We start from the raw sequence: 14382 nt of genomic DNA on the forward strand, positions 1-14382 counted from the left end.
ATCGCTCTAATGATTAGAGCATGTGCGCGCGGCCCCCTCAAGACACCGACATTTATCGGACCGCTGCCGCCCTCGGCACGAGGTGGGCGGATCAGACCCTGCGCGCCGGGGCGGATCATGTACCACGGCGACGACGTCGGAGTTATTGCCGCAGCGGGCCGTGCCGGGACGGGGATTCTTGCCGAACGGGTGGCGGCGCCGAAGGTGCCAGCACGCCGTCACTCGGACATATCATTATCCTTAACAGTCCTGGGAGCCTACGAAGGAAGTGATCCACTCGATGATCCCGACCGAAACCACCGGTCCTGGCGGGCCGACCACCACCGTTGCGAGACGGCGCTGCTCCGGTCCGCTCGCCGGACGGGTCGCGCTCGTGACGGGAGCCGGTCGGGGCATCGGGCGCGCCGAGGCTCTTGCGCTCGCCGCAGCCGGCGCGAGCGTCGTCGTCAACGACCTCGGCGTCGCCGCGGGCGGGCGCGGGTCGTCGAACGTCCCCGCGGAGGCCGTGGCCCAGGAGATCCGAGACCGCGGCGGCGAGGCCGTCGCCAGCATCGAGTCGGTCGCTGACTGGGCTGCGGCCGAACGAGTCGTCGGCACCGCCGTCGAGGCGTTCGGTCGCTTGGACATCGTCGTCAACAACGCCGGCATCGTCCGGCAGCAGATGATCGAGGAGATCGGCGAGGAGGACCTCGACGCCACGATCGCCGCGAACCTCAAGGGCACCTTCGCCGTCTGCCGCCACGCCGTCCCCGTCCTGCGGGCAGCCGGCTACGGAAGGATCGTCAACACCACCTCGAACCAATGGACGGCACCGCTCGGAAACGCGCACTACGCCGCGTCCAAGGGCGGAGTGACCAGCCTGACCTACGACCTCGCCTTCGAGCTGCGCGGCGACGGCATCACGGTCAACGCGGTCGCGCCGTTCGCCCTGACCCGGATGACGGCCGACGCCGCCGAGCGGGACGCCGATCTGCAGGCCAGGGGAATCATGAGCAGCACGCGTGCCGCGGCGAAGGAGGCGCGCGCCGACGCCGCACTGGTGGCCCCTCTCGTCGTCTACCTCGCGTCCGACGCCGCGGCCGGCGTGTCCGGTCGGGTGTTCAGGGTCGGCGGCGGCAAGGTCGGTGTCTACTCCCACCCGACGGAGGTGCGCGCGATCTTCCGGGACGAGTCTTCGGGTCCGTGGCCCTGCGAAGAGCTGGCGGACCTCCTACCGCGGACCCTGCTGGCCTACGGGGAGGGCCGCGCGCCCCATCTCGCCTAGGTCGGCCCGCCCCGCCCCGCGACCCGCAGCGCCGCGAGCACACGTTCCGCGGTGATCGGCAGGTCCCGCACCCGCGCCCCGGTGGCGTCGGCGACGGCGTTGGCGACGGCGGGCGCGACCCCGACGTTGACCAGCTCGCCGACCGACAGCGGCACGTCGCCGGTGCCTGGGTGCGGGGGAAGAACCCGGACCTGCAGCGGGGGCACGTCCGCGGCGGAGGCGAGCTTGTAGTCGCCGAGGCTCACGGTCGTCACGATCCCCGCCTCGACGACCAGGTCCTCCAGCAACGTCTGGCTCAACCCGTAGACGAAGCCGCCCTCGATCTGCCCGCGATGCGCCACCGGGTTGAGGACGCGGCCCGTGTCGGCGATGACCGCCCCGCGCAGCACGTCGACCGCGCCGGTCCGGGTGTCGACGCACACCTCGACCGCGACGGCGCCATGGCTGCGCAGGTCGGCGCCCGGCGCCGCCGGCCACTGCGCCTCCGCACTCCCCAGGCCGACCAGCGGGCTACCACCGAGCTCGGCGACCCGGCCGAGAACCCAGTCGTCCGCAGCCGGATCGGGGGGCCGGCCGAGGACCCGCAGGAGGTCGACGCACGCCTCCGTCACGGCCCGGCCGGCGACCGCGGTCACCCGGCTCGCTCCGGCTCCCCCGTCGGTCAGCGCCGGATCCTCGCCCGCCGCGACCGGCCGGATCCGGACGAGCTCCGGGGCGACCCCGAGCGTCTCGGCGGCACGCCCTCGGAACATCTCGTAGCTCCCCGCGCCCTGGTCTGCGACAGCGAGCTCGACGTCCACGTGCGACGGACGAGCCGTGGCCCGCACTGTCGTGGAGCCTGGCCCGGTGTCGCGGAAGGTCAGCGCGACACCGATGCCCGAGTCGGCGGCCTTCGTGGCGCGCCAGCTCTCGACCACCGTGGAGAGCTCGGCGACGACGCGGCGGACGCGGTCGTCCGCAGCGTTGCCGGCACGCAGCTCCAGCGGATCGAGGCCGAGCCGTGCGGCGATCATGTCCAGCTGCGACTCCGCGGCGAAGATCGCCTGGAACTCCCCCGGCGAACGGACGTGGCCACCTGGCAGCGTATTGCTGTAGTAGCTCGTGCAGACCTCTCGACGGTGCGGCACCGCGTATGACGCAAGCGGAGCGTGCACGACCGGGACGACCACCATCGGCGCGGCCTTCACACCGCCGAACGCGCCGCCGTCCAGTTCGCTGCGGGCGTCGAGCGCCACCAGGGAGCGCCCGGTCACCGCCGTCCGCAGCCGCAGCCGCATCGGGTGCCGCGCCGCGGTGGTGGCGAGCTCGTCGTCATAGCTCATGGTGTGCCGCACCGGCCGGCCCGTTCGCGCGGAGAGTAGGTAGCACGCCACCTCGGCGAAAGCGAACCCCTTCGATCCGAAGTCCCCGCCGATCGGGGCGAGGTGGACTCGTACGGTCTCCGGCGCCACGCCCGCGACCGACGCGAGCAGCGCACGGAGGTTGTACGGCTCCTTGTGGGTCGACCAGACGTCGATGCGCTCCGGGCCCGCCGAGACGATGCACGCATGCGGCTCGAGCGGCGCGGCATGGCTGCGGCCCATGGTGAACACATCGTCGAAGACCGTGTCCGCGGCCGCGAGGGCGGCGTCGGCGTCGCCGTGGGCCGACCTCCAGACGCCTTGTGCGTTGGGCGTGGGCCGGTCCGACACAGCGCCCGTGTAGTCGTCGTAACCGGGATGGACGGCCGCGCCGACGGCCAGCGCCGCATCCAGGTCGAGCACGCCCGCCTCCTCGTCGTAGTCGACGTCGACGAGCAGCGCCGCCTCCCGGGCGGCCGCGCGTGTCCGGGCCGCGACGGCCGCGACGCGCTGCCCCGCGAAGCGCACCTCGCCGGCGGCGAGCACCGGGTAGTCGCGCAGCGCCCGACCCACGAGGAGCTCCCCGATGTCCTCTGCGGTGATGATGTCGACGACATCGGGGACGGCCCACGCCGCGGAGGGGTCGATGCCGGCGATCCGCGCTGCCGGGACCGGCGCGTGCACGAACGCCACGTGCAGCGCGCCGGGAACCCGGACGTCGCCGACGTATGTTGCACCGCCGCTGACCCGGTCCCACGCCCCGACCGGGAGCGTCGACGACCGCTGGGAGTTCATGCCCGACCTCCGTACGATCGTGGAGTGGTGAGCGCCTGGTCGAGGGCCCTGCAGACGAACACACCGGCCATCTCGCGCTTGTACTCCGCTCCGCCACGGTGGTCCGTGACCGGAGCGACGGCCTCGGCCACTGCCGCCGCGATCCCCTCGAACCGGCCGGCCGCGGTGATCGACCGGCCGACGAGCAGGTCCGCGGCCGTCGCGCAGTCGACGGGCGCCGGGCCGACCGATCCGCAGAAGATCCGCGCCTCGACGACGGTGTCGCCGTCGAGCCGCAGGCGCACCGCCGCGCTGACGGTGGCGTAGTCGTCGGCGGTGCGGGGGAGGAACTTCAGGTACGCACACCGCTCGTCGGGACCGAGGCGCGGAATCGCGACCTGCGTGACCAGCTCGCCCGGCTCGAGGACCGTCGCCATCGGACCCGTGGCGAACGTGGCGACCGGCAGCCTGCGGTGTCGCGACCGGCTTGCGGCGAGGACGTCCGCACCGAGAGCGGCCAGCAGCACGGGGGGATCCTGCGCCGGCTCGGCGAGCGCCAGGTTCCCGCCAACCGTCCCCCGGTTGCGCACCCTGATGTTCCCGATCCGGCCGAACATTCCGGCGGCCTGGGGAAGTTCACCCGTCAAGAGCGGATCGGCGGCGAGTCGGGCGTGCGGGGTCGCCGCCCCGAGGAGCAGCTCCGCCCCGTCCTCGCCCAGGGCGACCCCGTGCAGGCCGGAGACGCCCCCGATCGCGACGAACCTGCTTGGCGGAACGAGCCCGAGGTTGGTCAGGAGGCCGACCGCGACGCCGCCGGCGACCGGCAGGACGTTCTCGCCGGCCAGCGCGTCCAACGCCTCGTCGAGGGTGCGCGGACGCACGAACCCAGAGCTCATCGGGCCTCCCGGAACCGGGTGAGAGCGCGCGCGATCCCGTGGTACGCGCCACAGCGACAGAGGTTGCCGAGCATGTACTCGCGGATCTCCTCGTCGGACGCGGTGTCCAGCACTCCGGAGAGCACCAGCGACGCCGCCGCCATGAGCTGGCCGCTCGTGCAGAACCCGCACTGGAAGGCGCCCTCGTCGACGAACGCCTCCTGCAGCGGCCGGAGCCGGGGATCCGTCGCCAGCCCCTCGACCGTCCGCACCTCCGCGCCGTCCACCAGCGCGGCGAAGGTGTGGCAGCTGCTCGTCGCCTCGCCGTCGACCAGCACCGTGCACGCCCCACACACGCCGACCTCGCAGGCCGGCTTGGCGCCGGTCAACCCGAGCTGGTCCCGCAGGACCGCGAGCAGCATGACGTCCGCATCGACGACGACCGTCCTGGATACCCCGTTGACCACGAACGTCACCGGGATCGGCGTCCGCGCGTCGTTGTCCACCGCCCCCACCTCCTCATCGACGCGTCCTCCGCGCCCGAGTCCGATCTTGGGCCGCTGATCCGGCCGACTTACAGGTGTCATCGTTCGCCTATTAGGAGAGGGTGCTTGTGGATCAACAGCACCGAGGAGGCCCGGCGTGGGAGGCACACAGCCGGGTCCCCGCCGCCGTCTCGTGCACCGCCGGGCACACAAGGTGGCCCTGACCACCGCCCAGCAGATCGTCGACGACATCACCGAGGGCGATCTCGGTCCGGACACCAAGCTCGCCAGCGAGCGCGAGATGCTGGAGCGCTTCGCGGTGGGCGATGCGCAAGCACATGCGCCGATTCACCACCCGCGTCTCCACCGACTTCCCCGGGGCGTGCGACAAGCCGCTCCGGTGGCGCGACCTGGCGCCCTGACGCCTCGTCGGCCGCTCCCCGCGGTGACGGTGACACCGTCCACCCTCCAGACATGTTCGGGTGCGTCGCCGCTCTCAGCGCGCCGCTGCGCATCAAACGCTCTTACTATTACCCTATACGTCACGCCTGGACCGCGCCAGCCGGATGCGCAGACCAGAGTGGAGGAACGCACGGACAGCGGCTGGGAGCGCCACTACGCACGCGGTGTTGCGGTCGCTCTGGGCTGGGTCACCGACGCGCGGGTGATGTCGCCTGTCGTGGATGGCTCCGCTGAGCCGATTCCCGCCGCCGACCGTGCCCGCTGTCGCGCCGAGCGGCAGCGAATCGGCAGCTCGGCCGGTGGGTGATCGGCCGGCGGCATGGTCGTCTGAGTACGCCGTCGTGGGTCAGGCGATCTCCGCGGCGTAGACCTCGTCGACATCGTCCTCGAGGTCAGTGACGCGGTCGTCGGTCGCACAGTGGCACCTTGGGCGGCGTGCACGGTGCACGCGTAGCCCAGGGCGCACCTGCGCCGCGTCGTGTGCTCGTCGCACAAGTGCTCGCGGGTCGTCCGATGGCGGATCTCCTTGCGGCCTTTGCAGTGGTCGCGGCAGCGACGCAGCTTGGCGTACAGCGTCTCGATGGTGTCGACGCGGACCTTGCGCACTGGCAACTTGCCCAGCTCCGGGCGGATGTGTTCGTCGATCTTGCTGACGTAGCCGGCGCGGGTCTTCCGCTCGACGTCGACGACGTCGGGCCACTTGTCGAGCAGCTCGTCGACCGTCGCGCCGGTGCGCGGGTTCCGCTGCTCGTCGACCTGTTTGAGCAGCTTCGCGCACGGTCTCACGCTTGGTGCCCAGCGCCTTGATCGTCTGGCGGAGCCACAACTTCTCGCCGGTCAGCTGGTCAACTCCGGCATAGACCTTGACCCGCGCCGAGCCGCTGGGCAGCCACGAGATCGTCCGCTCTGACGCTTCTCGGTGGAGGCCACGGCGACGAGCGTAGGCGGCGTGGAGGCCACGAATCGACCTCCGGAACGACCAAAGGGCCCTCGGAGGGGCCTTTGACCTGCGGAGCCGCCTTGGGGAGTCGAACCCCAGACCTACGCATTACGAGTGCGTCGCTCTAACCGACTGAGCTAAGGCGGCGTGGTGCATGCCTAGTCTACCGACCACCCCTCCCGCCTCCACAGCGCCCCGTCGATCACCCCTGACCTGCGCGGATGGGCACGAAGGCCGCGGTGTCGCAGTAGGTGCGCAGGCCCGAGAGGCGGTGGCCGGCGAGCGTCAGGAGCTCGGCCACGAAACGGCGGCCGGTGGCGTCGACGAAGTGGTTGTCCTCGAACTGCTCGAAATCCACTGGCGGCGCGCACCCGCCCCGCGGGAGCGTCAACCCCGGTGCAGGCAGAGCAGCATGTCCTCGACCGCGATCTCGGGTTTCACGTTGGCGTTCAACGCCTCCCGGCACGCCAGCACAGCCTCGAGGCGGCGCAGCGTCGACTCCGGGGTCCACTCCGCGGCGGCGCGCCGGATGTCCGCGAGCCGGTCGGGATTGGTCAGCGGAACCCGGGCCCCGGCGTCGGTGACGAGGACGTCACGGAAGAAACCGGCAAGATCGATGATGGCGCGGTCGAGTGCGTCCCGCTGGTTTCGGGTCGTGCGGCTCTTCTGGCGCTTCTCCAGCTCCCGCTCCGCGGCCTTGGCACTCCGGGCCGCGGCGGCAACACCCTTGCCGGTGCCACCCGCCCCCATGGCGACGGCGAGCTCCTCGCGCTCCGCCGCGTCACGCCCCTCCGCGATCTCCGTCGCCTCCGCCTTCGCCGCGGTGACGAGCTTGCCCGCGTAGGCGAACGCGTCGCCGATGCCGCGGACCTTCAACGGCAGGTCGAGCGCTTCGGCACGCCGGCGGCGGGCCTCCTCGTCGCGGGCCAGCCACCGCGCCCGGCCGACGTGACCACCCGACACCGACGCGGCCCACGTCGCCGTCTCGGGGTCGAGACCGTCGCGCGTCGCCAGAACCTCGGCGATCGCCTCCACCGACGGCGTCCGCAGCGGGATCGGACGGCACCGCGAACGGATCGTGATCGACACGTCCTCCGGATGGTCCGACGGTGCGCAGAGCAGGAACACCGTGTCCGGCGCCGGCTCCTCGACCGCCTTGAGCAGGGCGTTCGCGGCGCGCTCACCGAGCCGGTCGGCGTCCTGGATGATCAGGATCTGCCACCGCCCGGTGCTCGGCCGCCGCGCCGCCAGCTGCACGAGCCTGCGCATCTCCGCCACCGAGATCGACAGGCCCTCGGGAACGACCTCCCGGACGTCGGCATGGGTGCCCGCCATGACCGTCCGGCACGATGCGCACTCCCCGCACCCGCCCCGCGGGCACTGCAGCGCCGCGGCGAACGCACGCGCAGCCGTCGAGCGACCGGACCCCGGCGGGCCCGTGAACAGCCACGCATGCGTCATCGAGCCCGGATCGGTGACCGCGGCGGTCAGCTCGCCGACGGCCCACGGCTGGCCGACGACATCGCGCCACACACTCATGGCGCCGGCGCCGGGTCGTCGTCCTCCCGCGGCACCGGCCGGGCGGCGACGGGCTCCGTCGGCTGCTCACCGTTCGGCGCGGCGACGGGCCCGACCCGGACCGGTCGCGTCGCGGCGTCCTTCTGCACCGGCACCGTCGCACCGGGCGCGCTCGCGGGCGGCCGCATCAGGGGACGGAGACCGTCCATGACCCTGGTGGCGACGACGTCGGCGGACGCGTCGGCGTCGACGACCACGTAGTGATGGGGCTCGGCCGCGGCCATGCGCGTGAGCAGGCGCTGCACCCGGACGTGCTCCTCACCGGCGACCCCCGCTGGGGGAGCCGAGCCGCCGGGGGCACGGTCGAGCAGGACGGACACGTCGGGACGCAGCCGGCCCGTCGCCCAGGAGACGATGTTCTCGAGCTCGCCGCTGTCGAGGGCCGCGTCGTCGCGATCCGACTCCACCCCGTACTGCGCCAGGGGGCTCGCCAGGAACCGGTCCATGACCACGACAGCGCCCCCTGCAAGAGCCGGCCTGACCAGGCGCTCGACGGTGTCGGCCCGGATCGCCGCGACGGCCAGCGCCTTCGCCCGCGCACCCGAGTGCTGCGTCTCCGCCTCGGCCACACGCAGCCGGTCGTCGGCGGGTTCCACGACGTCGTAGCCGTCGGCACGCAACGTCGCGACCAGGCGCTCGGTCTGCACCGCGGTCTCCGCCGGCGTGGCGCCCTCGACCGCGATCAGCACACCCGACCCCGTGCGCCGGTCGCCCCGGCGCAGCGCGGCGAGCAGATCGGGCAGCAGCGGCTCGGTGCGCCGGTCGTCCATCTGCCGGTACGCCAGCATGCCGACGACGGCCGCCACCAGACCACCCGCGAACATCACCGTGCGGGTGCCGTCGATGACGAAGGGGTAGCCGAACAAGTCGATGCGGCGCGCACTGACCAGGCCGACCAGCACCGGGACCAGCGACATCGAGCCCAGCAGCACGACCCGCACCAGCGACTGCACGAACGCGACCACCCGGCCGCGGACCTCGTCCGCCACCTGCGCACCGATGATCGTCAGCCCCGTCAGGAACGCGATGCCCGCGAAACCCCCCACCAGCCCCACCGCGACGATCGCGACGAACAGGTGCGGCGCCAACGCCACCAACGTCAGCGCGATACCGGCCGCGACGATCGCCGCGCCGAACAGCCTGTTGTGCGGCAGCCGCCGAGCCAGCCGCGGCGCCGTGCCCATACCGCCGGCGAGGCCGACGAAGATGCCGACGAACAGCACGCTGTACGCGGCGTCGCCACCCCCGAGGCTCGCCGAGTACAGCTTCGCCGACGCGATCACCGCGCCACCGGCCGCGAACGCGCCGATGATCCCGATGACCAGGCCGCGGATCAGCGGCGTGCTCCCGACGAACGCGAACCCGCCCCGCAGCAACGACACCAGGCTCGGCGGGCTCTCGCCCTGCCGCTGCGCCGTGCGACCCGAGATCTCCTTGATCCGGAACCACACCGTCGTCGCCGTCAGCAGGTAGCCGCAGCCGTTGATCACCAGCGCGACGTAGACCGTCGTCAGCGCCGACGAGGAGTCGAACAGCGACCCCGCGCTCGAGATCACCGTGAACAGGCCCGCCGCCGTGATCACCGCGACGCCGTACGTCATCACCAGGGCCAGCTGGTTCGCCGTCTCGACCTGGTCCGGGCGGCGCAACAGGTTCGGCACCGACGCGTCCTTCGCCGGGATCCAGAACAGCGCGCAGACCTCGATCAGGAAGGTCGCGACGAACAGCCACCACAGCGACCCCACCAGCGGGATCGAGACGAACAGGCAGAACCGCAGGATGTCGCACACGACCATGACGTGACGACGGTCGAACCTGTCGGCCAGCGCACCCGCCAGCGGACCGAACACCAGCGCAGGCAGCAGCTTCGTGGCCACCACACCACCCAGCGCGAAACTCTGCGCCTGGTAGCCCGTGGTCAGTTGCGTCGCCAGCGACGTCAGCGCGAGCAGCGAAAGCCAGTCGCCCGTCGCCGACACCGCCGTGACCAGCCAGAGCCTGCGGAACGCGGGAATCGACAGGACACTGCGGACACGGTGCGACGTAGGGGGCGACAGCGCCGGGTCACCGGCCGGATGGGCCTCGGAACCGATCGCTCCTCACCTCCTCGGCGAGCCCCGGCCAGGCTGGCGGGACCTGTACCGACATCGGGGAGCGGATGCCGGCCATCCATCCCCGAGAGTAGACGGAACCGCCGGCCGGGCGGCGGCCCGGTCGCCCTACGCCCACTTCGTCACCGATGGTGCAGTTCCTCTCGCCGGACGTCACGGATTCAGCAACGCGACGACGAGCTGGACGAAGATCAGCACGAACACCCCGACGAAGAACCACGTGAACAGGCGCGACCCCAACCTGCCCCGGGAATGCCGGGTCAAACCCAGAATGCTCGGCTCCTCCTCGATCGGGGGACGGTGCCGCAGAGGCGGCGGCCCGGGAGGCCGCCGCGGTGCGGCGGGGTGCGGGCTCGTCAACGGGGCCGACGTCGACGGGAGGGGCGTCGACGGGAGGGGCGTCGACGGGAGGGGCGTCGACGCGAGCGCCTGCGACGTCGCGGCCAGCCGCGCCTCCGCCCGCGCCCGGAGCCGGGCCCTCGGACCGCCGCGACGACCAGCGGTCTGCGTGGACCGGGGAGGGTGGCGGTCGCCCTCCGACGGTTCCGCGGCCGCGCTCCCGAGGGTGCGTTCGTCGCCGGGCGGCGGCACCACACCGGAGGCCGGCGTGCATCCGACCTGGGCCGGACCGGGCCGCGACGTGTCCGCGCGTTCGGGTGCCGCCGAGACGTCGGGAACCACGTCGACGGTCGCCGAGACGCGTCGGCCCCCGGCCCGAGGCGGCACCTCGTCGGCCCGCGAGCCGTCAGGCCGCACATCCTCAGCTCGCACATCATCTGGTGCCGTGCTGATCGTCGAACGGGCGGTCGACGTGCCGACCGACGCCGGGGTCCGGAGCGCCGGCCCGGCGGACACGGAACCATCGGGCGGCGAAGCGTCAGGCGAGGGGCCGTCACGCCCCGCACCGTCAGGCCCCGCACCGTCAGGCCCCGCACCGTCAGGCCCCGCACCGTCAGGCCCCGCACCGTCAGGCCCCGCACCGTCAGGCCCCGCACCGTCAGGCCCCGCACCGTCAGGCCCCGCACCGTTCGTCGCCCCGCGGGCGGCTGCCGGACCACCTGCACCTGTTCCTGCCTGAGCCGAACCGCCTCGAGCCGGGCCCCCCGACGCCGACACCCCTGTCGCCGAGTCGGCAGGCGCCGATCCATCGGCCGCCGAACCATCAGAGGCCGAACCATCAGGCCCCGAACCATCAGGCGCCGGTCGATCTGCTGCCGAATCGCCGAGCCGACCCGCTGCCGCCTCACCGCCTGCCCGTTCGTCCCGGGCCCACGCCGTCGCCCGGCCTGCCGTCGGGTGTGCCGTCGCCGAACCGTTCGCCGACCGAGGGGCCTCCGCCTCGTCCCCGGCCGCCGGACCGCCGGACGCCGAATCCCCGGACGCCGGGCTGCCGGACGCCGGGCTGCCGGACGCCGGGCCGCCGGACGCCGGGCTGCCGGACGCCGGTTCGTCGGACGCCGGTTCGTCAAACGCCGGTTCGCCGGACGTCGTCCTGACGCCTGCCGCCGCGCTCCCTCCCCGGCGGGACCGCGCCCCGGCCCGGGCGGCGGCCCTCGCCTCACGGGCGCGCTGGGCCACGAGCCACGCGACGGTGCCCGCCGGAGGCATCGGGGGATCGGGCTCCTCGTCGAGGTCGAGGTCGAGGTCGTCGGCGTCGTCGTCGACGACGCCGATGTCGACGTCACCGCCGGCGAGGCCGATGACGCGGCCCGCGGGGTCGATGAAGGGGAGGTCGAGGGCGGGGAGCTCGAAACCCGGCAGCGGGGACTGGCTCGCGGGCTCCTCGTCGGCGGTCCCGTCGGGCCCCCACAGCGAATCCGCAGGTCCCCTCCCCATGACGGGAATGCTAGGTCGCCGGTCGCGTCCGGTCGACGGGCGCGGACGGCGCGTCGCGGCCAACCGGGTCGCGCCGCGCCTCGTTCACACCCTTACCGGGCCCGCCGCGCATTTGTGCGGTGAGCGGTGCACGACCGGTTCCGGTGCGGCGACCGCGATCCGCTCACCCGCCCGGCCGGCCACCGCCGCCACCACCGTCACCACCACCACCACCGTCGCCCGGCGGGGGCGGCTCGGGCGGCGGCTCCGTCGTCGCCTCACCCGGGGCGGGGGGCGCCTCCGGAACGGTGCCGCTCGACACCTGCAGGACGATCGTCTCGCCCGGGAGCGCGGTGCCGCGCGGGCTCTGGCCGACGACCGTTCCGCGGGGCGCGTTGTTGTCGACCACCCGTGCCGACACCCGCCAGTTGGCCCGCTGCAGGATCGCGGTGGCGTCGTTCTGGCCGCGGCCGACGACGTCGGGCACCCGGGTCTCCGCGCCACCGGTCAGGTAGCGGTCGGCGGTGGGCGGCAGGGGCAGGACCGGCTGGCCCTCGAGGATCGGCGTCACAGCACCGAACCATGTCTCGGCGGGCGTCTTGCCGCCGAAGATGTTGCCGCTGCGGCAGGCGAAGGGCGCGCCGGCGCCGTCGCACAAAGGCTTGGGGGCGTTGGAGTTGTCGAAGGTGATCACCGCGCCGGAGAGCTGCGGCACGGCGCCGACGAACGCCGCCGACTTGTGCTGCTGCGTCGTGCCCGTCTTCCCCAGCATCGGCCGGTTCCAGCCGACCTGCCGGGCGGCGGCGGCGGAGGTGCCGATGAGGTCGTCCTTGCTCAGGGCGTTGACCAGGGTGTTCGCGAGCTCCGGCTCGACAGCCTGCTCGCACGGCGCCTCGGTGACCGGCACGACCGCGCCCGCGGCGTCGGTCACGGACTCGATCGGGCTCGGCGGGCACCACTTGCCGGAGCTGTAGAGGGTGGCGCCCACGTTGGCCAGCTCGAGGACGCTGGTCGGCGTCACGCCGAGGGTGAACGACGCCAGCTTCTGCGCCTTCGTGACCTCCGCGATCGAGCGGTCGGTCTTGCGGCGCGTGTTGGGGTCGATGAACGGGGTCGTGGCCAGGGACTTCATGCCGAGCCGCACCGACATGTCGACGACGTCGGGCACCCCGGTGAACTCCTCCAGCTTCACGAACGCCGTGTTCGGGGAGGTGGCGAGCGCGTCGGTGAGCGTCATCCGCTCGGGGTAGTTGCCCGCGTTGGCGACGGGGATGGGGCGACCGCCGCCGTCGGTGTAGATCGGGGAGGCGTAGCCGCTCGGGGGAACGGACAGGTTGTAGTTGATGCCCAGCCCCTTCTCCAGGGCCGTCGCCGCCGTGAAGATCTTGTAGACCGACCCCGCGCCGAGGTTGACCGGCTCGTACGGGAGGCCGTAGCTGGTCTGCTGCTTGTCGGCGTTGAGGCCGAAGGTGCGGCTGGACCCCATCGCGAGGACGCGGTGGCGGTCCTGGCCGGGCTGCACCAGCGCCATCACGTTGGCGACGTTGGGCTGCGACGGCGGCACCTCGGCGTCGAGGGACGCCTTCATCTTCTGCAGGACGTCGCGGTCGAGGGTGCTGCGGATCGTGTAGCCGCCGCGGGTGAGCTGGTCGACGGGGAAACCCGCCTCGCTCAGGTACTCCACGACGTACTTGCAGAAGAAACCGGCGTCGCCCGCGCCGATGCAGCCGTTGGGCTGGACGTTCAGCGGTGACGTCAGCCCCAGCGGGCTGGCCAGCGCCTGCTGCGCCTGGGCCTCGTCGATCATGCCCTGGTCGCGCATCTGGGCGATGACCAGGTTGCGACGCTCCGTGGCCGCCTGCGGGTTGGCCACCGGGTCGAACGCCGTGGTGCTGCGGACCATGCCTGCCAGCAACGCCGCCTGCGGCACGGTGAGCTGCTCGGCCGTCGTACCGAAGTAGGTGCGCGCGGCCGATGAGATGCCGTACGCCCCGTTGCCCCAGAACACGATGTTCAGGTAGCGGGTGAGGATCTCCTCCTTGGAGAGGCTGCGCTCCATCTGCAGCGCGATCCGCGCTTCCTTGAGCTTGCGTGCCGGCGTCTGCTCGGTGGCCTTGAGCCGCTCGCTCTCCGTCTGCGCCTCGACGTAGAGCATGTAGTTCTTGACGTACTGCTGCGTCAGTGTCGACGCGCCCTGCACGACGTCGCCCGACGCCGAGTTGGCGATGACGGCGCGCATCGTGCCCTGCCAGTCGACGCCCTGGTGCTGGTAGAAGCGCCGGTCCTCGATCGCGACGATCGCCGCCTTCATGGCGGGCGAGATCTCGTCGGCGGTGACGGACTCCCGGTTCTGGTCGAACAGGTAGGCCAGCGGCTGGCCGGCGGAGTCGAGGATCGTCGTGCGGAGGGGGAGTGCGCCGTCGAGCAGGTTCGTCGACGAGTTGTTCACGCCGTCGCCCGCGTCGTTGGAGAGCACCCCGAGGCCCGCCGCGAACGGGAACGCCATGCCCGCGGCCACGACACCGGCCAGCAGACACAGCCCGAGCAGCATGCCGATCGGCCGTCGGACGTGGGGAGGCAACCTCACGGGGAGCCACCCTACGCGGACTCCCGTGACGCTCCCGTCAGGCGGCACAGACCGAAAGTTGAGTAAAACTACTCACTTACCGACGGAACCGGATCACCCGAAGATTCGTCTCAGCGGGGTCGTGCAGAACAGCACGGCCACGAACGACTGG

The 14382-nt window shown here is 72.6% G+C and carries 9 protein-coding genes, 1 tRNA gene and 1 pseudogene; 2 read left to right on the top strand and 9 right to left on the bottom strand.

Annotation, left to right across the window (positions count from 1 at the left end; translation table 11 throughout):
* The first annotated feature begins 373 nt into the window (after positions 1–373).
* Positions 374–1264: an SDR family NAD(P)-dependent oxidoreductase gene (locus AB7F12_RS01010; RefSeq protein WP_428496816.1), complete on the top strand. Its 891-nt coding sequence runs from the start codon at positions 374–376 to the stop codon at positions 1262–1264.
* Here the strand turns inward: AB7F12_RS01010 and AB7F12_RS01015 are convergent.
* From AB7F12_RS01015 to AB7F12_RS01025, 3 genes are read right to left on the bottom strand one after another with little or no spacing between them, the layout of a single operon-like run.
* Positions 1261–3399: a xanthine dehydrogenase family protein molybdopterin-binding subunit gene (locus tag AB7F12_RS01015; RefSeq protein ID WP_428496815.1), complete on the bottom strand. Its 2139-nt coding sequence runs from the start codon at positions 3397–3399 to the stop codon at positions 1261–1263. The genes AB7F12_RS01010 and AB7F12_RS01015 overlap by 4 nt on opposite strands.
* A complete protein-coding gene (locus AB7F12_RS01020) occupies positions 3396–4274 on the bottom strand; it encodes an FAD binding domain-containing protein (RefSeq protein ID WP_428496814.1) in 879 nt (292 codons plus the stop codon). Before AB7F12_RS01020 ends, AB7F12_RS01015 begins: the two co-directional genes overlap by 4 nt.
* Positions 4271–4759: a (2Fe-2S)-binding protein gene (locus tag AB7F12_RS01025; protein ID WP_428496813.1), complete on the bottom strand. Its 489-nt coding sequence runs from the start codon at positions 4757–4759 to the stop codon at positions 4271–4273. The genes AB7F12_RS01020 and AB7F12_RS01025 overlap by 4 nt, the downstream gene beginning before the upstream one ends.
* A 193-nt stretch (positions 4760–4952) precedes the next feature.
* Here AB7F12_RS01025 and AB7F12_RS01030 point away from each other — a divergent pair, with 193 nt between their 5' ends.
* Positions 4953–5507, top strand: a complete 555-nt coding sequence (locus AB7F12_RS01030; protein ID WP_428516417.1) for a hypothetical protein — start codon at positions 4953–4955, stop codon at positions 5505–5507.
* 311 nt (positions 5508–5818) lie between these two features.
* Here the strand turns inward: AB7F12_RS01030 and AB7F12_RS01035 are convergent.
* The 6 genes and pseudogenes from AB7F12_RS01035 to AB7F12_RS01060 all read right to left on the bottom strand — a co-directional run.
* Positions 5819–5986, bottom strand: a pseudogene (locus AB7F12_RS01035) (site-specific integrase); the annotation flags it as partial.
* A gap of 227 nt (positions 5987–6213) precedes the next feature.
* Positions 6214–6287: transfer RNA gene (locus AB7F12_RS01040), tRNA-Thr, on the bottom strand.
* Between the two features lie 55 nt (positions 6288–6342).
* A complete protein-coding gene (locus AB7F12_RS01045) occupies positions 6343–6498 on the bottom strand; it encodes a hypothetical protein (RefSeq protein WP_428496812.1) in 156 nt (51 codons plus the stop codon).
* A 29-nt stretch (positions 6499–6527) separates the two neighbouring features.
* Positions 6528–7679, bottom strand: coding sequence for a DNA polymerase III subunit delta' (locus AB7F12_RS01050; RefSeq protein ID WP_428496811.1), 1152 nt, complete (start codon positions 7677–7679; stop codon positions 6528–6530).
* Positions 7676–9775, bottom strand: coding sequence for an MFS transporter (locus tag AB7F12_RS01055; RefSeq protein WP_428496905.1), 2100 nt, complete (start codon positions 9773–9775; stop codon positions 7676–7678). The genes AB7F12_RS01050 and AB7F12_RS01055 overlap by 4 nt, the downstream gene beginning before the upstream one ends.
* A 2053-nt stretch (positions 9776–11828) precedes the next feature.
* On the bottom strand, positions 11829–14231 hold the full coding sequence (locus AB7F12_RS01060; RefSeq protein WP_428496810.1) for a penicillin-binding protein: 2403 nt from the start codon (positions 14229–14231) through the stop codon (positions 11829–11831).
* Between the last annotated feature and the right edge of the window lie 151 nt (positions 14232–14382).

The sequence above is a fragment of the Pseudonocardia sp. genome (assembly GCF_050250275.1).
In the GTDB taxonomy this organism is placed as follows: Bacteria; Actinomycetota; Actinomycetes; order Mycobacteriales; family Pseudonocardiaceae; genus Pseudonocardia.